Genomic DNA, 25,052 nt, shown 5'->3' on the forward strand with positions numbered 1-25,052 from the left:
AAATAAAAGTATCACAGAAGATTCTACAAAAATTTTTATTTGCAATTTACAATTAAATAATCAAACTATGCTAATAGAAAATATAAATTTTACAAATAACGATAACAAACCTCTCTTTGGATACAATATTTTAGATTTATTAGAGGAACGGATAAGAATAAATAAAGACAAAAAAAATAAGATAACACTTGCCATGCTTATAAGAAATGAAAGTGGAAAATTTTTAGAAAGAGTTTTAACACATGCAGCTAAATATGTAGATAATGTTGTAATTTTAGATGATGCTAGTGAAGACAATTCGGTTGAAATATGTAAAAAAATATTTGAAAATATGACTCTAACGTTGGTGCAAAATAAAAAACATGGATTTAATAATGAAGTCATTTTAAGAAAACAATTGTGGGAAATAACAGCAAGTACAAATCCAGACTGGATATTATTTTTAGATGCTGATGAAATTTTTGAAGATAGAATATGTAAAGTTATTAGAGAATTAATTAATCAACCAAATTTTGATTATTATGCTTTTAGGCTATACGATATGTGGGATGAGAATCATTATAGAGAAGATTTTTATTGGAAATCACATAAGTATTATAGACCGTTTTTAATAAGATATCAGCCTAATTTTAATTATAATTGGCAGGAAAAACCTCTTCATTGTGGAAGGATTCCTGAAAATATATTTAGCTTGCCTGGATGTATATGTTATGTAAAATTAAAGCATTTGGGTTGGTCAACCAAAGAATTAAGGCAATCTAAATATATTAGATATCTAAAAGCAGATCCTGAAGGCAAGTATGGAATTTTAGAACAATATAAATCTATCCTAGATGAAAATCCAAGATTAATAAAGTGGGAATAGCTTCTATAGTCTTGTTTATACAATAATAAAGCAGTTTTCTATGGTATTTTGATTTATCATAGAAAACTATACTTACAGACTTTTTTCACCGTGGTTTATTTTTTAAATATACCAATTTAGAGAAAAAAGTAAATTATCATTTTAATCCTATACTTTTAAAATACTTTCTATTATAAAGTATTTTTTTATTATTAGGTATAAACTTACTAGCCATTTCATTGTGATCATAAGCCAATTTATGATTACCTATTCTGTCATAGCAAACACATAATTGTAAATGCGGAAGCCACGTCCAACAGGCATCATTAAAAAACCCTAAACTATCTTTTGGTTTTTTTAGGTTTGCAGCTGTTTCATACCAAAATATTGCTTGATTAATCTTGTTTTCTTGTAAAAATGAAAATCCAAGTCTACAACATATTTCGGCTCTTGGAGCATCATATTCAAAGCTTTTAAATGCATATTTACGAGCTTCCTCACCATTATTAATTGATTGATAATAATCACATATATTTCCACAAACATAAATGTTATCCTCATACCATCCTTTTTTTGAATCTAAAAAACTATTATAATATTTTAAAGCTTCTTCAAATATTTCATGTTCGTATAATTCATTTCCATAGTATAATATATCTCTAGGAGTAAACTCTACACCTTCTTTTAATTTATTTCGAAAAATCTCAAGATTACGGTTAGGAGAATAGTTTATTTTCTTATGAGTTATGCTAATTTCACTATTAATTATATTTCCATACACTTCTAAATATTCATGGACAAATCCAATCCATTTAAAATTTTTTTCTCTTTTGACTAATCTATTACGTCGATAGCTTGTAGTTATATTCCCATATTCATCAAAGCCTATATTGTATTTCATTGTTACAGAGTCTATGGAGGTATCTAAATTTTTCTTTAAGAATTTAAACTTTTTTATATCTTCAGGAAGTAGTATATCATCGGCATCTAACCAGAAAATATAATCTTTAGTTGCTTTACTAAATGCAAAATTTCTTGCAGCTGAAAAATCATCAATCCATTTAAAATCATAAATATTATTAGTATATTTTTTTATCACATTTTTAGTATTATCAGAAGATCCTGTATCTACTATTACGAATTCATCTACTACCTCTTTTACAGAATCCAGACATCTTCCTATAGTATCTTCCTCATTTTTTACTATCATACATAAACTTACAGTTATCATATAATCACTTCCTCAAAATTTAGTACGCTATATAATATGAAAACAAAAAAAAGATGATACAAGCTTTATGTCATTAATCAGCACCCGTTTTATGGGTGGTGCTGATTATTTTAGAAGCTGTGAATTTAAAAAATATTATGGAGATAGATTAATCATATCTACCAATGATTTTGCACATGTTATTGTAGGTGATAAAGTGGAATCTGGATTAGGAGGAGGAGTGTGTCAGGTATCAAGTACCCCTCATAATGCTGTAGTAGGAGCAGGTATAGTGCCTACAGAAAGAGATCACCACAATATGCCCGTGAGTTATGTAGGTATTGGAATGGATGCTACTGTGGATTATGGAAACATAGGTTATAAATTTAAAAATACACTGGGGTATCCCATATATATAGAATGTACTACTGATGATAAGAAACTTACATTTAATATTTATTTCAATTCTAAGTTAACTAAAAAGACCTATAAGCTTGTAAATAGTGTAAAAACAGTAAATAGATCTGGAAAGTCAGTTTGTGAGGCAAAAGCTTATAAAGTTACTTATGAAGATGGAAAAGAGGTTTCAAGAGATGAGATAAACAGTGATTGTTATGTAAAATGAGACAGGTTGATATATTATTCTAAATATAGTAATATATAAGATATATTATAGAAAGGGCAAGGTATGTAATTAATGAAGATTAACTAATTCAGCGTTTTTTAAAATCAATTGAGATTTATTTTTAAGGCTTTTTATGTCTTTATTTTTGCTGGGTTAGTTTAAATGAAATAATAATTACTATAGACGTTTATGCTTTTTTGGCATAGCTATATACTTATGGATTCATTTATCTTTCCAGCGTTTGCAAAGGAGAGATTTTTTTTATGCTTATTTTAGAAGCTGTGAATTTGAAAAAATATTATGGAGATAGATTAATCATATCTACTAATGATTTAAAAATACGAAGAGGAGATAAAATTGGTATTGTAGGAGAAAACGGTGCAGGTAAAACTACACTTTTGAATATCTTATCAGGAGAGACAGATGCAGATACAGGTGTTATTAAAAGGTATTGCTCTGCAGCGTATATAAAACAATTTTCAGATGAAAATGTGAATACGCAAGGTAAGCTTTTTAAAGAATTTGGAGTCAATGATAAGATTGATTGTCAGAAGGCAAGTGGAGGTGAACGAGCTAAGCTTAGTATTGCAGCTGAGTTAAGTAAAAACAGTTCCTTGCTTTTAGCAGATGAACCTACATCCAATTTAGATTATAAAAGCATTAAAGTACTGAAAGAAAAGTTCAGTAAGGTAGAAACTATTGTGTTGATAAGCCATGATAGAGATTTTATGGATACCCTATGTAATAAAATTATTGAAATAAGAAATGGCAAACTTTTCTTTTACGAAGGAAACTATTCTTTTTACAAAAAGCAAAAAGATTTAAAAATAAAAAAACAGAAGATGGAATATGAAGAATATATAGAGGAGAAAGTAAGGCTTGAAAAAACAACAAGAGATGTACAGAGTAAATCAAAATCCATGAAAAAAACTCCAAAGAGAATGGGGAATTCTGAAGCAAGACTTCACAAACGTGCAGTCAATGAAAAAAAGAAAAAATTGGATAGTGCAGTAAATGGCATAAAGTCACGTATTGAAAAGCTGCAAGTTAAGGAAAAACCCGATAAAATTTTAAAAGTAAAAATTGATTTTTCTTTGACCAATCCTCCACAAAATAAAATTATTATGGCTAGTTCTAATTTTTGTTTTAAATATAATAAAAATGAGATTTTTCGTAATGCTAAATTTAAGGTTTATAATGGAATGAAGACAGCAGTTGTAGGAGATAATGGCTCTGGAAAAACTACACTATTAAATCTTATAAATATGCAGGATGAGCAAATTTATACTGTTCCAAAAGCGGTTATTGGATATTTTCATCAGAACTTTGAAGATCTTGATTTTGATAAAACTGTACTCCAAAATGTTATGCTTAGTAGCATTCAAAGTGAAAGCTGTGTTCGAACAATTTTGGCAAGATTATTGATTTTTGGTGATGCAGTGAGTAAAAAGGTTGGAGTTTTAAGCGGCGGAGAGAAAATAAAGGTTTCTTTTGCAAAGCTTTTTGCATCAAAGGCTAATGTATTGCTTCTTGATGAGCCTACAAACTATCTTGATATGCAGTCTATTGGGGCACTGGAAGATTTCCTAAAAGTTTATGAAGGAACTGTACTTTTTGTATCTCATGATAGAGCTTTTATAAATTCTGTAGCAGATAGACTGTTTATACTTGAAAATGAAAAAATAACGGAATTTGAAGGAAATTTGGAACAATTTGAAAAAAGTAAAAACGTACCAAAAAATCAAGAAAATATATATATAGAAAAATCAATTTTGCAGATGAAGCTTACTGAAATTGTTTCTAGAATGTCCTTAAAAGATTGTGATAAAGAAGCATTGGATAAAGAATATCAATGTATTGCGAAGCAATTAAATAAGATGTAAGGTTGATGGGGAGTATTAGAGAAGGTAGTCATCGGATAAGGGATAGAGGAATATATTGACATAAGTTTTATACTGCTGTATCATGATTTTAATAATATATGTAATATGTTACTTTCATTTCATATTAGTATTATAGAGGGTGGATATTATGAATTTTAATGCCTTATACAATCCTTTTAGTTCAGCAAGAAGCACAGCCTATGGGAGAAGAGGAATGGTGGCTACATCTCAACCTTTTGCAGCAGAAGCTGGATTTGAAATTCTAAAAAAGGGTGGCAATGCAGTAGATGCTGCTATTGCAACAGCTGCCTGCTTGACTGTATGTGAGCCAACATCAAATGGAATTGGTGGTGATGCTTTTGCTACAGTATGGTTTAATGGTAAATTGCATGGATTAAATTCAAGTGGACCATCGCCAAAAGGAATTTCTATACCGATTTTGAAAAAAGCAGGATATAATCAAATACCACAGTTTGGATGGGAACCTGTTAATGTTCCAGGGATTCCTGCAGCATGGGCATCACTTTCAGAAAAATTTGGAAAACTGCCTTTTGAAAAGCTATTAGAGCCTGCTGTAAGGTATGCAGAGGAAGGTTTCCCTGTAACCCCAACAGTAGGAAAATTTTGGAGAATGGCTTATGAGTTATACAAAAGAAACTTAACTGATGAAAAATTTAAATACTGGTTTGATACTTTTGCACCAGAGGGAAGGGCTCCAAGAATAGGGGAAATGTTTACCTTAAAGGATCATGCAAAAACATTAAAAATTATAGCTGAGACTAAAAGTGAAGCATTTTATAGAGGAGAACTGGCTGAAAAAATAGATGATTTTTCAAAGAAAACTGGTGGATATATAAGAAAAGAGGATTTAGAAAAATACCATGCTGAATGGGTAAAACCTATAAGTATTAATTACAGAGGTTATGATGTGTGTGAGATTCCTCCAAATGGACAGGGTATCACCGCACTCATAGCTCTTAATATATTAAAGGGTTTTGAATTCAATGAAAAAAATTCTGTAGATACTTATCACAAGCAAATGGAAGCAGTGAAATTGGCTTTTGAAGATACTTTAAGGTATGTAACAGATAGAAATAAAATGACAATTAAAATAGAGGACTTGCTGTCTGATGCTTATGCTGATGAAAAAAGGAAGAGAATAAAAGAAACTGCTTTTAAGCCTGAATTTAGTAAAAATCCGAAAGGTGGAACTGTTTATCTTGCTACTGCTGATGGATATGGGAATATGGTATCATACATACAGAGTAATTATATGGACTTTGGTTCAGGGTTAGTGGTACCTGGAACAGGTATTGCTCTGCATAACAGAGGGAAAAATTTTTCTTTTGATTCAAATCATGCCAATGCACTGGAACCTGAAAAAAAGCCATATCACACAATAATTCCTGGATTTTTAATGAAAAATGGCAAAGCTGTAGGACCTTTTGGAATTATGGGAGCCTTTATGCAGCCTCAAGCCCATGTACAAGTATTGATGAACTGTATTGATTTTAATTTAAATCCACAAGCAGCACTGGATGCTCCAAGGTGGATGTGGAATGAGGAAAAAAATATTAGTATTGAGCATGCTTTCCCTCAGTATTTGGCAAAAGCTTTGTACGATAAAGGGCATAAAATAAGTTATGCTATTGATGAGACTGATTTTGGAAGAGGTCAGATAATTTGGAGAGATGAAAATGGAGTTTTATCAGGAGGAACTGATTGGAGGACTGATGGAACTATATATTCATGGTAAAATTATATTTATTATATTAATAAGATATGCTATAATTTTAAAGAGTTGGTATTTCATAAGGAAACCAAACTCTAATCTATGTTTAACCCTTTATCAATTTATAGAAGTTTTCCGACTTATATCCATAAAGGAATAAGAATGGAGGTTACTATTATGAAAGAAATAACATTAGTAAAGAGAAAATTTTCTACAGCACAGATTACTGTAATTGGAGCTTTATTTGGAATTACAATTGTGCTTGGTGTAACAGGCTTAGGATTTATTCCTATACCACCTTTTAAAACAACTATTATGCATATCCCAGTAATTATTGGAGGGATAGTCGAGGGTCCTGTAGTTGGTGCTATGATTGGGCTTTTTTTTGGTGTTTTTAGTATTTTTCAAGCAATTAATACTCCTTCACCAGTTTCGTTTATATTTATGAACCCGATTATAGCGGTGCTTCCGAGGATGATGATTGGAATTACTGCATATTACGGATATAGATTAATTAGGACAAGATCTAGAAGCATGAATATTGCTATAGGTGCAGTAATTGGCTCCTTCACTAATACCTTAGGTGTCTTAGGACTTATTTACATAATATATATAGATGCTTATATGAAGGCTCTTCATGTAAGTTATAGTATTGCAGTAAAAAGTCTTTTAGTCCTGGCATTAAATGGGTTAATTTCAGCAGGCGCAGCAGTTGCTATTACTATTCCTGTTGTGATTGCAGTAGGTTATCTAAGAAAATAAATTTTACAGTTAACGATGTAAGTGAGGGAGTATTCTATACTAATCGGTATATAGGGGGATTTTTCATAGAATTAAATTGACTGAACTAAAAAACGAACAATTTTGAAGAACACCGTATTATTCAAAATTGGCATGCTCTCCTTGAGTCAGGCAGATTAAAAAATTAAAAATCTGTTACTGGAAAGGAGGGCATTTTTATTTGATTTTAACAAGCATATAAAAATTAAATTCTTTGGCATTAACTCCTCTAATATAATTATTATTTTATCGTATAATTCATAATTTTATTCAACAGTATTGTAAAAGCAATAGTGTAGTAATATGAAGTGAAAATCTTTATAATTAAAGTAAAATGTAGGAAAACTAATTTTGAAAATTCCTAAATATTATTTTTATAGAAAAGGAGTAGAATTTTATATGGTACAGACAAAAAGAAGAGATGAAATATTAAAAGAAGATAAATGGAAGGTAGAGAAAATATATAAAGATATAGAAAGCTGGAAAAAGGATTTTGAAAAGTTAAAATCCATGGCACCAAAATTAAGTGAATACGCTGGTAAATTATTTGAAGGCAAGAAGCTTTTAGGATATTTTAAGCTGGATGAAGAAGTTTCAAGATTGGCAGGAAAACTAGCTATTTTTGCACACATGAAAAATGATGAAGATACTGCTAATCCTACTTTTCAAGTTTTAAGAGATAAAATATATGCATATAGTGCTGAAATAAAAAGCATGGAAGCATTTTTTATTCCTGAAATATTGAGTTTGCCAGAAGGAACTATAGATAAATTTATGAAGGCTGTTCCCGAATTAAATATGTATAAGTTTTTACTAGAAAGAATTTTGAAAAAGAAACCTCATATTTTAAGTGTGGAACAGGAGGAACTTATAGCTTCAGTGTCAGATTGCTTAAATGCCCCAGAGAAAGTGTACAGTATGTTATCTAATGCAGATATGACTTTCCCAAAAATAAAGGATGAGAGGGGAAAAAGAGTTGAACTTACTGATGTAAATTATTCAGGTTTTATAAGGTCTAAAAAGAGATCTGTTAGAAAAGAAGCCTTTAAATCACTATTTAACACTTATAAAAAGTATAAAAATACTTTAGCTGCATCACTTACCTCAAATATTAAAAATTTTATTTTTATATCAAAAACTAGAAAGTATAAAAGTTCAATGGAATGTTCACTAAAACCTAATGATATTCCTTTAGATGTTTATAATAATACGATTGATACTGTAAATAATAATTTAAAGTATCTGCACAGATATGTAAGCATTAAAAAGAAACTTTTAGGACTTCATGAAATGCATATGTACGATTTGTATGTTCCACTAATAGATACTGTAGAAGAACATATAGAATTTGATGAAGCAGTAAAAATAGTAAAAGAAGGATTAAAGCCTTTGGGAAAAGAGTATTTAGATATATTTGATGAAGGAATAAAAAATGGATGGGTAGATATATATCCAAACAAAGGCAAAAGAGGAGGAGCTTATTCCACAGGGGATTATGATACTATGCCTTATGTACTTTTAAATTATAACTATAAGCTTACAGATGTTTCTACTTTAGCGCATGAAATGGGTCATTCCATACATTCTTATTATTCGAGAAAAGATCAACCTTATATATATTCAGATTATTCTCTTTTTTGTGCAGAAGTGGCTTCAACTACTAATGAAAGCTTATTAATACATTATTTAATTGACAATGAGACGGATAAAAAAAGAAAACTTTATCTCATAAACCAAGAATTAGAGCAAATTAGGACTACTGTATTTAGACAGGTCATGTTTGCCGAATTTGAAAAAGTAACTCATGAAAAAATAGAAAATGAAACACCACTTACAGGAGAAGATTTATGTAAAATTTGGCGAGAATTAAATGTAAAATATTTTGGAGAGAATATGGTTGTGGATGAAGAAATAGATATGGAGTGGTCGAGAATTCCTCATTTTTATTGGGACTTTTATGTATATCAGTATGCTACAGGCTATGCAGCAGCACATTCTTTTGCCAATGCAATACTAGAGAATGGAGAAAAAGCTGTAGAATCTTATAAGGAATTTTTGAAAAGTGGGTCCAGTGATTATCCAATAAATGTATTGAAAAAAGCAGGAGTGGATATGACTTCACCTAAGCCGTTAGAGGATACTATAAAGAGATTTGATGAATTATTAGATATGTTAGAAACTGTGTAAAGTAAAAAGAGGCGGATGATATGTAAAGAAAAAGTACAAATAAATGAGAAAATACCTAGATGCGGTTTATATATACCTATTTTCATAACTAAATTTATTATATTCTACGATTATTTTTTAAGGAGAGACTCTTTAAATATTGAGAGCCTCTCCTTAAAAATAATTTTATTGCTTTAAATCTATACGATTTCTTTACTATTAGAATTAGTTTCCTTAGTATTGCAGCAACTTCCTTTTTTATTGATACCCATCATCATGGGTATCATAAAGATCATCATTATTGGACATAAAAAAGGTGTTACTCTTCCAATTACACTACCAGCGCTAGGGTTTAGTTTCGTTATAATTGGTAATAATCCTATGATAATTATAGGTAATCCACAGCAGATAGCCATATGCAGCGTATGCTTTAATGAACTATGATTATGAGTTCCTTGTTTTTCTTTCTTATTTCCATGACAATTCATAGTATATCCCTCCAAAGTAATTTTAATAATTTTTATCGTAATTGAATTATACAGTGTACATATAAAGAAGTTATGAAGAAATTCAGAAGTTATAAAAATTAATTATTGAAGGATTTTCTTACATAGCAGTGCTAACTAGACTTTCAGTTGGAACTTTGTTTAGATCATTGGTAACAGTCCTCACAGTATGAAGTGAAAACTTGAATCAGATGGAGTTTAGAACTCAACATGATTTTTAGTTAAACGAATCCAGTGACGTAGTTACTCTTTACCTCCGATTTGAAAAAGAGGGGAGTATTACAGCGGGTAGTCATTTGATAAATACATTTAATAGATATAATATTACATAATAGTTGTGTAGAAGTTATGAAGATGTATATTTTGATTTTAAATGAGGAGGAGATATTAAAGAAAAAGATAAGGAAAAAGCCTTAGTGAGTGGGGCGATTACTTTAAAACAAAGTTTTCTTTATTATATTTATAAAAGAAAATATAGATAAATGTCATGTTTATTATTTTATTTTTTGTGATTAACGTAAAATGTGTATTTGATTTATAATAATTTGAGAAATAGTTATATAATTAAGATGCAATAAAGTAAATTTATAAACTCAATAAGATAGGAGAATATAATATTTGAATAATTGAATATAGTAGGCGGAGGAAAACATATGAAGAAGAATTCATCACAAAAAGAATTTAAAAAATTAAAAAGTCAAATTAATAATATTGAAGAGATTGTATATTATTCAAAACCAGGAGCACTTATAGAACATGAAAGTTCCATAAGAAAAAAGCTTGTTAAACTTAAGGAAATGAAAAATGAAGGATTAAAGGACTTTGAAGATGTATATGAAAGCTATGAAGAATTACTGAAAAATGTATCAAAGAGAATACTTGACAGTTACAATAAGAAGAACAATACACACTTTGATTTTTATGAAATTATAAAAGAAAATTACAATGCTTTTTTGAATTCAGGCATAATGACAGTACTTACTAAAAATCATATACCTAAGTTAATTGCTGAAGAGTTTGAAAAAACATTTCCCGATAATCCTAAGGATGAATATATTGAGACTAGACACATGAAGAGAAAATTCTATATTCATCTAGGGGACACGAATACAGGTAAAACTTATAATGCTGTAGAACGCCTCAAAACAGCGAAGAAAGGGATATATTTATCACCACTTAGAATTCTTGCTTTGGAAAATTTCGAAAAGTTAAATAAGGAAGGTATAATTTGTGATTTATTAACTGGTGAAGAAGAAGTATTAAAGATAGGCTCAACTCATATCTCCTGTACAATAGAAAAGCTTAATTTAAAGGAGCACTATGATATAGCTGTGATTGATGAAATTCAAATGATTAGTGATAAACAAAGGGGAATGGCATGGAGCAGGGCTTTATTAGGGTTAAAATGTGATGAAATTCATATATGTGGAGCTCTTAATGCTAAAGACATAATAAAAACAATTATAAATGATTGTGAAGATGAGTATGAGATAAAAGAATATAAAAGAAGTATTCCTCTAGAAGTTGAAAATAAGAAATTTAATTATGATGACATCAAGGAAGGTGACGCTGTTGTAGTTTTTTCTAAAAAAAGAGTGCTGGAGATAGCACAGAGATATTCAAGTAAAGGCATTAAAGCCAGTATAATATATGGAGATTTACCTCCAGAAGTTAGAAAAATGCAGTATGAACAATTTACAAATAAGGAGACAAAAGTGCTAGTTACAACTGATGCAATAGGTATGGGAGTCAATTTACCTATTAGAAGAATTATTTTTATAAATATAAAAAAGTTTGATGGCGAAGAAGTACGGGAACTTACATCACAAGAAGTAAAACAGGTAAGTGGACGTGCGGGACGAATAGGTATTTATGATATAGGTTATGTAGCTAGTGCTGGAGATACTCAAAATTTTATTAAATCCAAATTAGAAGCTGGAGATGAAAAAATAAAAAGAGCAGTTATTGGACCATCAGATGCAATATTAAAGATTAAAAGTTTGCCTTTAAATGAAAAATTAGCTTTGTGGGGGACTAGAGAAGAAAAACTAGATTATTATACAAAGATGGACATCAGCGAATATATATTGATTTTAGATAAGATAAAGAAATATAAGCTAAAAGAAGAAGATCAGTGGAATTTATTGAAGGTTCCCTTTGATGTTTCAAGAGAAGATTTAATGAATGAGTTTTTGGAATACGTAGATGAATTATTTATAAATAAACAAGATAGTTTATTTAAACCACAATGTTTTGTGGGTAATTTAGATGACTTGGAAATATATTATCAAAAGATAAATATGTATTATTCATTTTCTAAAATATTTAATTTGAAATTTGATGTTGACTGGGTTTACAGTGAAAGAATAAAAGTGAGTGAGGAAATAAATGAAATATTAGTTAGAATATGATTTCAGCGAAAATGCTTAGGCATACAATAGAATTTTACAGAAACTTATTTAGATAAAATCAAGATATTATAAATACTTGATCTATTTTAACAACTGCAATTCGTAATCTGAAATTAAATAAAAAATATTACATTTTTTATAAAAGGTACATTATGAATTGCAGTTTAACAAGTCATGAACTCTTTTAAAGGCAGCAAGTAACATAAATTGAGGATGACGATATTGGGATTTTTAATATGCATATAAATTTAAAAGTATAAAACTATAATTTTCCTATAAATATAGTTTATAAATGTGTGACAAACAATAATTAATAATGATTAGACCAATAGTATTTTAAATGTTAGAATGATTCAGTAAATGTGAATAAATAGTATAGAGTTGTCTACAAAGTTACATGATATAAAAAGATTACTCAACAGCTGTTAATTTTTTTAAACTGTAAAAGTTAAAAATATTATAAATCCATTTTTAAACAAAATTGTCAATTGTTTAACACGTAAATAAAAGTGTCTACGAAGGAGGTTTACATTGAGTATTAATGTAAATATTATTTCTGGATTTTTAGGAGCTGGAAAGACTACATTTCTAAAAAAAATCCTTCCTAATATGAAAGGTAAAATTGCTTTAATTGAGAATGAATTTGGTGATATTGGCATTGATGGAGACTTAATTAATGACAAACTACCTATTAAAGAAATTTATGCTGGTTGTATTTGTTGTAGTTTAGTAAAAAATTTTAAAGATAGCATAGAGGAATTAGCGTTAGAATATAAACCTGAACATATATTTATAGAACCATCTGGTGTAGGAAATTTATCAGATATCATAAGGGTTTGCAGCAAAATTTCTGAAAATTCAAATTGCAATATAAAAATAAATCATCTTATAACTATTGTAGATGTAAGTGCATTTGATGATTATTTAGAGAATTTTGGTGGATTTTATTTAGATCAAATTCAAAATGCTAATATTATCTTTTTAAGCCATATAGATAGTATAGATGACGAAAAAGTGGAAGAAGTAATCTCAAAAATAAAATTAAATAATGAAAAAGCATATATCCTTAAGGATGATTGGTATTCTTATGATGGTGAAAAAATAATTGAAATATTAGATACAATTGGAGATTTTGAAATTAATTTAAAAGAAGAAGCTGTATCAACACCTGCAGATAAAGTGTTCAGTACTTTATCTATAGACAAGCCCAGAACTTTTCTAGAGAAGGATATAGATAAAATCTTAGCTTCTCTAAAGAGCAAGAAATATGGTTATATTTTGAGGGCTAAAGGAATTTTAGAGCTTGATACAAAAAGATTTATTTATTTTGATTTCACTCCACATCATTTTCAGTGGAACTATGTGGAAGAATTTAAAGAGGCTAAAGTGGCCTTTATTGGAAATCAACTAAAAAAACAAAAAATATTACAATGTTTTACAAGTAGGCATGTATCTAGGGTTTTAAGTAGATATCCAAAATTTTAAACAGATATATTTAATCTATAATTTTTATCCGAATAAGTAAATTCTATCTGAACTTAAGAATCACTTGATATAAAATGCTAAGTTTTGGTCATTTACTAACTTAATAAGGAGGGATTAACATGAGTAAAATTATTGACTTTAATTGTACGTATGATAATTCTGTAGGGATTAACGAAGAGGTTACAGAAAAAACGGGATTACATTTTCCAGAAGCCTATAAGCACTGGGACAGCATGGCTACATTGGCAGAAGAATTAAAGAAATATGATAATGCAAATTTTTGTGGATTGCCATTCTGTCATACCGTTGAGGGAGAAGCTATGGGCGGAATAATTAATCTTGGAAATGAAAAAACAGGTCCAAGGGCAAAAGATTATATTTGCACAAAAGCAGAAGAGATATTAAATCTACCTGAAATCGATTACTCGAAAGGCCGTATATCAGAGGTTCTAAAAGCTTGTAAATATTTGAGAGGCAAAGGAGAAAATGTTCTTTTATATATTTCAGGACCATTTACAATTATGAATGTTTTAATTGATCCGCGTCATGTTTTTAAGCTATTTAGAAAAGAACCAGATACTATGAAGGCTATTTTCGATAAATTCCAAAAGGAAATATTACGCTTTGTTGAAGAAGCTAAAAAAGCAGGAGTTAACATGATTAGTTATGCTGATTCTTCTGGTGGATTAAATATTTTAGGACCTAAATATGCTGAGCAGACTGTAGAAATGTTTACTTATCCGTTATTAAAAAATATTGAAAAAATGATTGATGATGAAATGATAGTAATGCTTTGTCCTAAGACTACTTTTGCATTATTAGGGACAGATAAAGCTGTGTGGAAGGATATTAATTTAGGAGGATCTATAAAATATTCTGAAGCTTGTGAAAAAGTTATGGGACAAGCAAAATTTGTTGGACAAATGTGTATTAAAAATAAAGATTTTGAATTAAAAGATGGAACAATCAAAACAATTGCTTTGCTTTAATTATTAATATAAATAAATTTAAAAGTGTGGAGGATAAAACGCATGCACAAGAATGATAAAATGACGCCAAATGAAAGATTAGCTGCATTTATGACAGGAAAACCTATGGACAGAATTTTAGCTATGCCAGTTGCTTGTTCTATGTCTGGATTAGCGCTTGGAATGACTCATAAGGAAAAAAGAAGTAGTGCCTTAAATGAAGCAAGAGCACAGATTGCCTGCTATGAAAGATTTGGCAATGATTTAACTATTGTTGAATATGGACTACATGGTGTAGGTGCAGCTTTAGGTAGTCAGATGAGTGATCCAGAAGATTCAGTGCCAGCAATTATGAAATATGTTTTAGAGGATTTGAATGATGTTGATAAGCTAGATATGTCAAAATTAGAACTAAAAAATGATAAAGCATTCCAATTACATTTAGAAGCTGCACGTATCATAATGGAGAAAATAGGAAATGAAGTTCCAACTGGAGTATTAATATCTGGACCTTTTACTGCTGCTGCAAGTATTTACAAAACAGAAAACTTGCTCAGAGCAACTAGAAAAAATCCTGAAAAGCTTCATCAACTAATTAAATTCTGTAATGATGCATTAAAAATGATTTGCAGAGAGTTTATAAAAGCAGGTGTTCTTATTTTATTATGTGATCCTATTGCATCAGGAACTATTCTTAATAAGAAGCAATATTTAGAGTTTGTTTTACCATATACACAAGAATTAATGAAAGAGATTCATGAGGCAAAGGGAATGGTTTGTTATCATATTTGTGGAGATACAACATCAATTGTAGGAGAAATGGTTAAATCAGGCTGCGATATGATGAGTATAGATAATAGAGTAGATTTAGCATATACAAAACAAGTAGTAGGAGACAAAGTACCTATACTTGGTAATGTAGACCCAGTGGAAGTATTGATTCTAGGAAACACCAATGATGTAGACTCAGCAGTAAAAAATTGTATGCAAAAGGCTTATGACAGTCCTTGTGGATATATTTTGGCATCAGGATGCGATCTTTCAGGTGCAGTTCCATTAGAAAATATTGATCAGTTTATGGCTTCAGCTAGAAAATATGGAAAGTGGCCACTAGATCCAAAAAATTTCTCTTAGAATATAAATTTATAAAAAATGGAGGGAAAACAATGACAGTATCAAAAGAAGAATTATTAAAAAGATTATCTGATGGTGTATTTGAAATGGAAGAGGAAGATACGATTGAAGCATCCAATGAATATGTAGAAGCAGGATATGATATACTTGATGGTATTATGGAAGGTCTTGTAGATGGTATGAATCGTGCAAGCAAATTGTATGAGGAAGAAGAATATTTTGTTACGGATTTATTATTATGCTCAGATGCAATGTATGAAGGTTTAGCAATTTTAAGACCTCATCTTCCAGCTGATGAAGCAGATAGAGAAAAACCAAAGGGAGTAATTGGAGTTGTAGAGGGAGATACTCACGATATAGGAAAAAATTTAGTAAAAATCATGTTAGAAACAGCTGGATTTGAGATGATTGATTTGGGTAGAGATGTTCCTCTTCAGAGTTTTGTAGATAAAGCTAAAGAAGTTAACGCTTCATTTGTTTGTATGTCAACCTTGATGACAACAACAATGGGTGGAATGAAAACTGTTATAGAGCTACTAAAAGAAGCTGGAATAAGAGAAAATCTTAAAGTTGTTATAGGAGGCGGCCCTATTTCAAAGAAGTTTTCTGATTTGATTGGTGCGGATGGATATTCTGCTAATGCAATTGAAGCAGTTAAACTAGTAAAAGGATTACTTAATATAGCATAGAAAGAAGTGAGGGATATGTTGTCACCAAAAGAACGTTTAAATAAGGCTTTTAATGGAGAAAAGGTTGATAGACCACCATGTATTTGTCCTGGAGGCATGATGAATATGGTCACAACAGAGTTAATAGAAGAAGCTCAAATAAAGTTTCCTGAAGCACATATGAGTGCAGAAATGATGGCTGGTTTAGCAGAAGCTGTGTATGAAAGAGGTTGTTTTGAGAATTATGGAGTTCCATTTTGTATGACCATTGAGGCAGAAAATTTTGGAGCAAAGGTTGACATGGGAACAAAGATTTATGAACCTCATGTTGTAGAATATGCAATTGATTCTGTTAAGGAATGGAAGAAGATTTCTCAAATTAATTTTACAGAAGGAAGAGCAAAGGTAGTTATTGAGGCAATTAAATTATTGAAATCAAAAGGTACTGATGTTCCTATCATAGGTAATTTAACTGGACCTATTAGTACAGCAAGTTCTATAATGGAACCTTCTACCTTTTATAAAGAGTTAAAAAAGAGCAATAAGGAAGCACATGAATTTCTTAATTTTGTTACAGATGAATTAATTACATTTGCAAAAAAACAAATAGAAGCAGGTGCGGATATAATAGCTATTTCTGATCCTAGTGGTACAGGTGAAATTTTAGGGCCAAAGTTATTTGAAGAATTTGCTGTTAAATATATTAATAAAATTATTGAAAGTGTACAAAAACAGAATAAAAGTACAATTGTGCACATATGTGGACAAATGAAGAGGGTATATTCAGAAGTAAATAAGGTAAAAAGTAATGCTTTAAGTTTTGATTCTATAGTCAACATGAGTGATGCTAGAAAAAATTTAAAAGATAGAGTGTTAATGGGCAATGTAAGTACTTATGCAATTGAGTTTGGTGAACCAAAGAAAATTGCAGAACTAACTGAAAAGTGTGTAAAGGATGGGTCAAATATTATATCTCCAGCTTGTGGACTTGGAATGAAATCCCCTTTAAAAAATGTAAAAGCAATGTTAGAATATTTATCAAAAGGGGATGGAGATACTAATGCCTAAGATTTCTATTAAGACACAGAATAAAAGCTTTGAATATACACCTGATAAAAATTTGCTGGAAATTTTACTTGAAAATGATGTTTTTGTAGATAATCCATGTAATGGAAAAGGGTTATGTGGAAAATGTAAAATCAAACTTTTAGAAGGAAATTTACCTGATATCGGAGAAACAGAAGAGAAACTTTTAAAAAAGGAAGAAATTGATTCAGGTATAAGACTTTCTTGCTTTGTAGTACCACAAGAGGATATTGTAATTGAAATTTTACAAAAAGAAGGAAAACATGACATACTTACAACAGGTTATACACCGGACTTTGAGTTTGATCCTTTAATTCATAAAGAGGTTTTTGAAATAGAAAAACCTACATTAGAAAATCAAGGTTCTTTTGAAGAGCTTATATGTAAAACCTTTGATGTTGAAAAATTTGATTGGAGATTACTTCAGCAGCATGAATTTATAACTGGAAAAGTTACAGGAGTTTTTAATGGAAGAGAATTAATTGCAATTGAGTGTGGTGATACTACAGACATTCTCTATGGAGTTGCAGTTGATATTGGAACTACAACTGTTGTAACAGCATTAATTGACATGAAGACAGGTAAAGAATTGGCTGCAGCTTCAATGATTAATGCTCAAAAGAACTTTGGATTGGATGTTTTAACTAGAATAACCTATGAAGTGGAGCATCCTGAAGATGGAAAAGAAAAACTGCAATATGCAATTGTAAATTCTATTAATGAGATGATTGGAGATATATGCAATAAATCAAAAGTGGATAGAAAAAACATTTATGAGATTTCTATTGCAGCAAACTGTACAATGATGCATCTTCTGTTAGGGATTGATGCTACATCTATAGGAATGTCTCCGTATTCACCAATATTTACAAAGTCAAAAAATATATTGGCAAAAGACATTGGATTAAAGGCAGCACCAGGTGCTAGACTATATTGTCTTCCATCAGTTTCAGCTTATATAGGTGCAGATATTGTAGCAGGAGCATATGTTTGTCAGCTGCATAAAGCTAAGGAAAATGTTCTATTTATAGATATTGGAACTAATGGAGAAATTGTTTTATCCAATCATGGAAAGCTGTTATCATGTTCTTGCGCAGCAGGCCCAGCTTTAGAAGGAATGAATATTAGTTCTGGCATGAGAGCGGCAGAAGGCGCAATTGAGGATGTAAGAATTACTGAAAGTGGAGTTGAAGTTCAGGTTATCGGAGATAAAAAGCCAATAGGAATATGCGGAAGTGGCATATTAGCTGTTGTAAAAGAGCTGCTTCGTACAGAACTTGTAAAAAAGGATGGAGCATTTATAAAGAAAGAAAAGTTAGAGGAATCAGATTATCGATATGATATGATTCAATTGGATGGCAGAAAACGACAATTTATTTTAGAAAGCAGTCCAGACCAAATACTAATTACACAAGGAGATATTCGTCAAGTGCAATTAGCAAAAGGAGCTATTCTTTCAGGTTTTTATGCTTTATTAAAAAAGGCTAATATTGATATGGATAATCTTGATAAAGTTGTTGTAGCAGGACAATTTGGAGCTCACTTATCAGCTGATAGTTTAGTAGGAATAGGAATTTTACCAGAAAAGGTTGAAGATAAGCTAGTATATGTAGGAAACTCATCTAAGACAGGTGCATATATGGCTCTTATGTCTGGTAAGGTAAAAGAAGAAATTGAACAATTAGCTCATCAAATAGATTATATGGAATTAGGTGCATCTGAAGGTTATGAAAAACTTTTTGCCGCATGCCTTATATTCCCTGGTTAAATGTAAATATAAGTTCTCTCAAACTAAAAATTTGGGAGAACTATTTTATTTTATGTTAATATGATAACCCCTTTAATTATTGGTTGGGTTAATTTTGAAAATAAAAATTCTATAATTTTATTGTATTATGTGAGAAAAATATCTTTTGGGAATATATCCCTTTCTAATTCCTTCTGTTACAAGCAAGTAGGTTGCTGTAGTATCAAACCTGGCATCATGAAAGTTTCCAGTACCGTTAAAGTATTTTTTACTTACAGCAGTTATGTATGGATTTTCTATATGAAGAAATCGTACAACCTCTTCAAGTCTAGGAGCCTTACATTTATTATATCTGTTTTTAAGATTACATATATTTTTATAGTAATTCATAGTGCAAAAAGTATGCTTTATGTTTAATATTTCATTGCAATTTTTAAATTCAGAAGATAGAAATTTAATATCAAAGTTTACATTATGGCCTATTAAGATATCTGCATTTTGAAAGTCATTTAAAAATTCATCTAAATGATCTTTAAAGTTCATACCGCTGCTTAGCTTGTACAAGTCTTCCACAGAAAAACCGTGTACTTTTTCTGCACTAGGCTCTATATAATCCACAGCAAAGAAAATATTTTTACCTATGGTTTTGGTTGGCTTTTCACTGGTGTCAACAAGAATGTAGCTTAGTTGGCATATGTTTCCAGGCTTTAAACCAGTTGTTTCTGTGTCAAAAAATATCATGTTCATTCAAAGACGTCCTCCTAAATTTAAGCTATATCCATTATAACATTGTAGAAAGCTATATTTGCGCAATTAATAAAATTAATGGTAAAATTATTATAGGGCAAAAGAAAATAATGCATATGGAGGGGTACTATGAGAAAAAAACATAATAGAAGAGCTTCTATTGCAATAAGAATATTGTTAATGTTAGTGGGAGCGTGCTTGGATGCAGTAGGATTGAAATTCTTTTTGATACCAAATGATGTTATTGATGGAGGAATAAGTGGTATATCCATTATGGTAAGTCACTTTACATCAATACCTCTTGGAGTATTTATACTATTATTTAATATTCCTTTTATCATTATAGGATACAAAAATATTGGCAAAGATTTTACAATTGCCACATTTTTTTCAGTAATTTCACTTTCAGTTATGACATCAGTATTTAATCCTAAAATAGGGGTAACAAATGACCCACTTCTTGCAGCTATATTTGGGGGTATAATACTTGGAATAGGTGTAGGACTTATGATAAGAAGCGGAGGGTCATCGGATGGAACGGAAATTGTAGCTATATTTTTAGATAAAAAAAGTGGTTTTTCTGTTGGTGAAATAGTAATGTGTTTTAATGTATTTATACTTGGGAGTGCAGGTTTTGCATTTGGATGGGACAGAGCAATGTACTCATTAGTAGCTTATTTTATAGCATCTAAAGCTATAGATGTAACTTCTCAAGGAATTGATGAGTCAAGGTCAGTTATGATAATTTCAGACGAACATGAAGAAATAAAAGATAGGATTTTAAAAGAGTCAGGACGAGGAATAACTCTTATAAAAGGAGAAGGGGGCTATTCTAATCTCCCTACTAATGTGATTTTTGTAATAGTGTCACGACTTGAGATATCACGCTTGAAGTCCATAGTAAATGACATAGATGATGATGCCCTTATAGTAATGCAAAGTGTGGAGGTTTCAGGCAAGAATTTTCAAAAATAAGTACCAATTTGTTTTAAGTATGTAGTTTCACATAGTTAAAACAAATTTATAAAGATTAGAGGGATTGGCTAATACATTTGACCGATCCCTTTTTGTGATTAAAATTATTTAATACAATCTAGTGCTTGTGAAATATCAGAAATTAAATCTTCCTTGTCTTCAATGCCGTAGCTTATATGGATTAACTCTGCAGGAACACCATGTGTATGAGCAGTATTTGCAAATTTCTCGATATCTAGTACGGTAAGAGCAGGATTAGCAATGGTTTCACCAATGCCTGGTCTGTAGCCTGCCTGTACACATTTTGTATTCATTCTATAATTAGTCATTTTATTACATCTTTTCTTGAAGATAATAATATAAATATTATAATTTTAATATTCAATCACTTCAAATGAAAATTGGTATAAGAGCTTTCAAAAGTAAATATAGAGTTTTTAAATGAAAAATAAACTTATACTTCGAATATTTTTACAATCACAAGTACGGCTAAATATTTTGATAAGTCTAAACAGAATAAATAGAAAATTTAAGAAAACCTAAGGCTTTTTCAAAACTCGTACCTCAGATAATTCAAAAGGCCTAAATTTTTCTACAAATTTTCTGTCAAGACTTATATACAAAATATTTAAATGTACTTGTTTATTGTGAAATATTTCTATGCATAAGTTTATTTTCAAGTTAAAAACTCCATAGGAAAAACAACTTAATGCTTATTTGTACTCTGTATGGGTAGAAGGTTCATTTTTTCCATAAGGGCTGTTTTTTATGGCTTTATTTTTTACATTTTTAGTATAATTTTTAGATGTAGGAGATTGTGTATTACTGTAATTTTTACTAGAAGAATTTTTCTTACTCATAATATTACCTCCATCATATAATAAGTTTGTGGTCAGCTAAGTGATTCTCATAAACTTGTTTATCTTTACATTTTAGTATAGATAATAAAGTATTTGTGCTATTTGTTATGAGATAATTTTGATCTTTTTGTATATTTTTTGCCATTTGAATGAGAACCTATCTTTTTACCGCGTTCAATACCTATTTCAGATCCTGCTTCAGAGTGCATTTTTCTCATCTCAGCATTAGACTTAGGCCTATCTTTCATCCTATTTTTATTGTTATCCATACAAGTCCCTCCTATAAATGATAAGCTTAAATATATAAAAAATAAAAAAGTAAATACTATAAACAGAGTTCTTGGCATCAGATGGAGTTTTGACTCCACCTGATGCTTAGAAATCGTTATCCAGGGACGTAACTGCTCTTTACTCACGCTTGAAGAAGTGGGAGTATTAGAGCAGGTAGTCATCGGATAAAGCTTATTGCTTTCTCTATAGTATTTACTTAAATTAAGTATTTTATCAATATTAAAATTTTAAACTCATACAGATTATTTACTCAACTTTCGCAGTTTAAAAATATTGTGAAGCAAAGCTTTTGAGAGGACAGAGGACAATTGACAGATGACAGTGAAGGATGATTTTTCTCCGCTCCGCTGCGAAAAATCTTCAACTTAAAAGAAATTTATGTCCTTTTGTTTTTCATGAATACTCTTTTAGTAAGTAATTATCTGAAAATCATAGATTTTAGTTACCTACTTAAGCTTTTTTGCATTAGCAAAACAAGCTTAAAAAAATAAATTAGTTTTCTGACATAAGGAAGAAAACTTACCTTAACTGTCCTATGTCCTCTGTCAATTGTCCTCTAAAAAATGTTTCGCAATTTTTTTATATTAAGCCCAAACTTTATATGTGCGAAAATTGAGTTATTTATTATTTTTCCTACCATAAGGGCATATATACACACACATGCCGCAGACAGGTACTTGTTTATTATGCTCCATTTCACTAAAATAACTGTCACATTTTTTTACATCGAATCTTTTTTCACGATCTTCACCTTCTATATAATTTTTACCATAGAATGCTTTCTGCGGACATATTTTCACGCAGGCCATACATTCACCGCACTTTTGTTCTATTTCTTTACCTGTAGGGTTTAATGGTAAATCAGTTAATATACTTACCCATCTTACTCTTGGGCCATGTTTTGGGGTAATCAGTAAACAACTTTTACCTATCCATCCAAGTCCTGCTAGTCTTGCTGCAAGTTTATGTGAAAAGGCTGCATTTATATAATCACTATTTACTCTTTCTGCTGCAGATATAGGCAAAGCTTTATAACCTTTTCTTATTATATAGGAACTTATTATAGATGCTATATTATCTAATCTGGCATTTATAGTCTTATAACAATTTTCATATTCCAATTTAGTAATATTGTTGGAGTCATCGTTTAAATGATCTACAATAGTAGATGGAAATACAATACCTAATGAAATAGCTCTTGGATAACTTTTTACAAGAGATCCCCCATATTTTACAAGTTCATTTTCATATTTACTTATATCTGCAACTCCATAATAATCTATCATAAAATTATTCAATATTTTTTGTATATTATATTCCAACATAAGTATGTCCTCCTTTATAATATGGTATTTTTAGCCTATTATTTATTCCTTAATAATATCATAATTTTTATGGTAAAATGTAAAATTCATAAAATTAAATTTATAATTGCAGAACTATTTTGCTAAATTATTAAAAAATATATGCATTTTTTAGAAAAGCGTGGTATAATATGAAGAAAAAATTATTAATTTAGGAGGTAATTGATGGATAACAAGGAAACAAATGAAAAAGTACATAAGGAATATGCTGCCCTTGAAACTGTACCACAGAGTGAAAGAACAATAAGTTTTTTGGACATGCTAACAACCTGGATTGGTGCCAATGCAAACAACGGAACTTGGTATGTTGGAGGAGTTGTAGCAGGGGCTACTTTTGGTGGAGCTGTATTAGTAACTTTAGTTTCAAATCCTATTGCCTATATAATAATGGCTTTAATAGGCTTTATAGGCTACAAAGTTGGAACATCTACCATGGCACTTACAAGACCAGCTTTTGGTGTTAGAGGAAGTTTTCTACCATCTGTTCTCAACATAACTCAATTTATTGGCTGGACAGCTGTAAATACTTTTATAGCTGCAATTTCTATAAGTTTTATATTAAAAGATATATTTGGACTTCCTGCTTATGGCTCAAACGGAAGTGAAAAGACGATGCTTATAGGAATTGCTGTAATGAGCATACTTCATCTTATATCCATTGCTACAGGACATAAGTCTGTAAAAATGGTAGAAAAAATAGGAGTTATATTTATATTAATTTTAGGAGTATGGGAAACAGTAGTTGTTTTAAAACAGGTGCCTTTAAGTAAAATTATAGCTTGGAGACCTCCTTCTGGAAAAGTTATGGATATTGGATCTGCTTTTGATGCTATGGCTGCTTTTAGTTTAGGATGGGTTCCTGCTATTGCAGATTTTACAAGATATAGTAAGAGTAAAAAAGCATCTACAGTAGCTCCTATAATTGGAGCAAATGTTGGATTATTTTGGTTTGCTTTTGTGGGTATAATTGGAGCAATTGGTACAGCAGTTACAACAGGAGTATATGATCCTAACAATTCTGATCCAAGTACTATTGTAAGCAAGCTAGGTCTTGGAGTTATAGCACTTTTAGTTATTATATTGACGAGTACTACAGCAAATGCAATAAATCTTATGGGAGCAGGAATTTCTGTTACAAATTTAAATAAAAAAATAAAATCCCAAACAGCTCTTTTTGGGGTAACCATACTTGCAGCTCTTTTAACTATTGTTCCAATTTATGCTTCTAGTTTTTTGGACTCTTTTCAAATGTTTCTTAATTATATAGGTATGGTATTTGGACCTATTTTTGGAATCATGATAACAGATTATTATCTTGTTAAGAAAAAGCATTATGCTACAGAACAATTTGATGATGAAAAAGGTAAGTATTGGTATAAATCTGGATTTAACCTTGTTACTATTAGTGTATGGATAATTTCTGTCATTATATTTTTATTTATGAAGAGTTTACCTATGTTTACCAAAACCATAGGAGCCATTTATCCTATAATTATAATTTCGTCAATTTTGTATTTTATAAGTAGTAAAATATTTTTAAAGAACAAATAATATAGGAAGGAAGCGCAGC

General features: G+C 30.1%; 22 protein-coding genes. 15 read left to right on the forward strand and 7 right to left on the reverse strand.

Features of this window, described 5'->3' with window-relative positions; all coding sequences use genetic code 11:
* Nucleotides 1-865: glycosyltransferase (locus CLCOS_RS20440; protein ID WP_242872345.1), on the forward strand; the 865-nt coding region annotated here is incomplete at its 5' end.
* A 136-nt stretch (nucleotides 866-1,001) separates the two neighbouring features.
* On the opposite strand, the gene CLCOS_RS20445 is transcribed toward CLCOS_RS20440, so the two are convergent.
* Nucleotides 1,002-2,075, reverse strand: coding sequence for a glycosyltransferase family 2 protein (locus tag CLCOS_RS20445; protein WP_063600439.1), 1,074 nt, complete (start codon nucleotides 2,073-2,075; stop codon nucleotides 1,002-1,004).
* A 67-nt stretch (nucleotides 2,076-2,142) separates the two neighbouring features.
* Between CLCOS_RS20445 and CLCOS_RS20450 the strand changes: the two genes are divergently transcribed.
* The 5 genes from CLCOS_RS20450 to pepF all read left to right on the forward strand — a co-directional run bounded on the left by CLCOS_RS20450 (nucleotide 2,143) and on the right by pepF (nucleotide 9,261).
* Nucleotides 2,143-2,679, forward strand: coding sequence for a VanW family protein (locus CLCOS_RS20450; protein ID WP_242866887.1), 537 nt, complete (start codon nucleotides 2,143-2,145; stop codon nucleotides 2,677-2,679).
* A 263-nt stretch (nucleotides 2,680-2,942) separates the two neighbouring features.
* The gene (gene abc-f / locus CLCOS_RS20455; RefSeq protein WP_063600438.1) at nucleotides 2,943-4,562 is read left to right on the forward strand and encodes a ribosomal protection-like ABC-F family protein; all 1,620 of its coding nucleotides are present in this window, start codon (nucleotides 2,943-2,945) and stop codon (nucleotides 4,560-4,562) included.
* Nucleotides 4,563-4,710: 148 nt separating this feature from the next.
* Nucleotides 4,711-6,318 (forward strand): gamma-glutamyltransferase, encoded by a 1,608-nt coding sequence (ggt, locus tag CLCOS_RS20460; protein ID WP_063600437.1) that lies wholly within the window; start codon nucleotides 4,711-4,713, stop codon nucleotides 6,316-6,318.
* A 153-nt stretch (nucleotides 6,319-6,471) separates the two neighbouring features.
* Nucleotides 6,472-7,056, forward strand: a complete 585-nt coding sequence (locus tag CLCOS_RS20465) for an ECF transporter S component (RefSeq protein WP_063600436.1) — start codon at nucleotides 6,472-6,474, stop codon at nucleotides 7,054-7,056.
* A gap of 417 nt (nucleotides 7,057-7,473) precedes the next feature.
* Complete coding sequence (pepF, locus tag CLCOS_RS20470; RefSeq protein WP_063600518.1) at nucleotides 7,474-9,261, forward strand: oligoendopeptidase F; 1,788 nt, start codon at nucleotides 7,474-7,476, stop codon at nucleotides 9,259-9,261.
* A 179-nt stretch (nucleotides 9,262-9,440) separates the two neighbouring features.
* Here pepF and CLCOS_RS20475 read toward each other — a convergent pair whose 3' ends face one another.
* Nucleotides 9,441-9,728 carry a hypothetical protein gene (locus tag CLCOS_RS20475; protein ID WP_063600435.1) on the reverse strand — a complete coding sequence of 96 codons (288 nt, stop codon included), beginning with the start codon at nucleotides 9,726-9,728 and terminating at the stop codon, nucleotides 9,441-9,443.
* 671 nt (nucleotides 9,729-10,399) lie between these two features.
* Between CLCOS_RS20475 and CLCOS_RS20480 the strand changes: the two genes are divergently transcribed.
* The 7 genes from CLCOS_RS20480 (at nucleotide 10,400) to CLCOS_RS20510 (ending at nucleotide 19,266) form a co-directional block, all read left to right on the forward strand.
* Nucleotides 10,400-12,157: a helicase-related protein gene (locus CLCOS_RS20480; RefSeq protein ID WP_063600434.1), complete on the forward strand. Its 1,758-nt coding sequence runs from the start codon at nucleotides 10,400-10,402 to the stop codon at nucleotides 12,155-12,157.
* Nucleotides 12,158-12,688: 531 nt separating this feature from the next.
* Nucleotides 12,689-13,642: a GTP-binding protein gene (locus CLCOS_RS20485; protein ID WP_063600433.1), complete on the forward strand. Its 954-nt coding sequence runs from the start codon at nucleotides 12,689-12,691 to the stop codon at nucleotides 13,640-13,642.
* 119 nt (nucleotides 13,643-13,761) lie between these two features.
* The gene (locus CLCOS_RS20490; RefSeq protein ID WP_063600432.1) at nucleotides 13,762-14,631 is read left to right on the forward strand and encodes a uroporphyrinogen decarboxylase family protein; all 870 of its coding nucleotides are present in this window, start codon (nucleotides 13,762-13,764) and stop codon (nucleotides 14,629-14,631) included.
* 42 nt (nucleotides 14,632-14,673) lie between these two features.
* Nucleotides 14,674-15,744 carry a uroporphyrinogen decarboxylase family protein gene (locus CLCOS_RS20495; protein ID WP_063600431.1) on the forward strand — a complete coding sequence of 357 codons (1,071 nt, stop codon included), beginning with the start codon at nucleotides 14,674-14,676 and terminating at the stop codon, nucleotides 15,742-15,744.
* Nucleotides 15,745-15,776: 32 nt separating this feature from the next.
* Nucleotides 15,777-16,433, forward strand: a complete 657-nt coding sequence (locus CLCOS_RS20500) for a corrinoid protein (RefSeq protein ID WP_063600430.1) — start codon at nucleotides 15,777-15,779, stop codon at nucleotides 16,431-16,433.
* Nucleotides 16,434-16,448: 15 nt separating this feature from the next.
* Nucleotides 16,449-17,480 carry a methylcobamide:CoM methyltransferase MtbA gene (locus tag CLCOS_RS20505; RefSeq protein WP_063600429.1) on the forward strand — a complete coding sequence of 344 codons (1,032 nt, stop codon included), beginning with the start codon at nucleotides 16,449-16,451 and terminating at the stop codon, nucleotides 17,478-17,480.
* Entirely contained in the window at nucleotides 17,473-19,266 is a 1,794-nt protein-coding gene (locus CLCOS_RS20510; protein WP_063600428.1) for an ASKHA domain-containing protein, read from the forward strand. The genes CLCOS_RS20505 and CLCOS_RS20510 overlap by 8 nt, the downstream gene beginning before the upstream one ends.
* 117 nt (nucleotides 19,267-19,383) lie before the next feature.
* Here CLCOS_RS20510 and CLCOS_RS20515 read toward each other — a convergent pair whose 3' ends face one another.
* Nucleotides 19,384-19,992, reverse strand: coding sequence for a 3'-5' exonuclease (locus CLCOS_RS20515; protein ID WP_063555001.1), 609 nt, complete (start codon nucleotides 19,990-19,992; stop codon nucleotides 19,384-19,386).
* Nucleotides 19,993-20,121: 129 nt separating this feature from the next.
* Between CLCOS_RS20515 and CLCOS_RS20520 the strand changes: the two genes are divergently transcribed.
* Nucleotides 20,122-20,967: a YitT family protein gene (locus CLCOS_RS20520; protein ID WP_013238569.1), complete on the forward strand. Its 846-nt coding sequence runs from the start codon at nucleotides 20,122-20,124 to the stop codon at nucleotides 20,965-20,967.
* Between the two features lie 104 nt (nucleotides 20,968-21,071).
* On the opposite strand, the gene CLCOS_RS23120 is transcribed toward CLCOS_RS20520, so the two are convergent.
* From CLCOS_RS23120 to CLCOS_RS20530, 4 genes are all read right to left on the reverse strand, one after another.
* Nucleotides 21,072-21,296, reverse strand: coding sequence for a PLP-dependent transferase (locus tag CLCOS_RS23120; RefSeq protein WP_063555000.1), 225 nt, complete (start codon nucleotides 21,294-21,296; stop codon nucleotides 21,072-21,074).
* Nucleotides 21,297-21,680: 384 nt separating this feature from the next.
* Complete coding sequence (locus CLCOS_RS22630; RefSeq protein ID WP_192845000.1) at nucleotides 21,681-21,827, reverse strand: hypothetical protein; 147 nt, start codon at nucleotides 21,825-21,827, stop codon at nucleotides 21,681-21,683.
* A gap of 98 nt (nucleotides 21,828-21,925) precedes the next feature.
* Nucleotides 21,926-22,096, reverse strand: coding sequence for a hypothetical protein (locus CLCOS_RS22180; protein ID WP_153042973.1), 171 nt, complete (start codon nucleotides 22,094-22,096; stop codon nucleotides 21,926-21,928).
* Between the two features lie 639 nt (nucleotides 22,097-22,735).
* On the reverse strand, nucleotides 22,736-23,443 hold the full coding sequence (locus CLCOS_RS20530; RefSeq protein ID WP_063600427.1) for a 4Fe-4S double cluster binding domain-containing protein: 708 nt from the start codon (nucleotides 23,441-23,443) through the stop codon (nucleotides 22,736-22,738).
* A gap of 204 nt (nucleotides 23,444-23,647) precedes the next feature.
* Between CLCOS_RS20530 and CLCOS_RS20535 the strand changes: the two genes are divergently transcribed.
* Nucleotides 23,648-25,033: a cytosine permease gene (locus CLCOS_RS20535; RefSeq protein ID WP_063600426.1), complete on the forward strand. Its 1,386-nt coding sequence runs from the start codon at nucleotides 23,648-23,650 to the stop codon at nucleotides 25,031-25,033.
* The last annotated feature ends 19 nt before the right edge of the window (nucleotides 25,034-25,052 follow it).

Source organism: Clostridium coskatii (assembly GCF_001675205.1).
GTDB lineage: Bacteria > Bacillota > Clostridia > Clostridiales > Clostridiaceae > Clostridium_B > Clostridium_B ljungdahlii.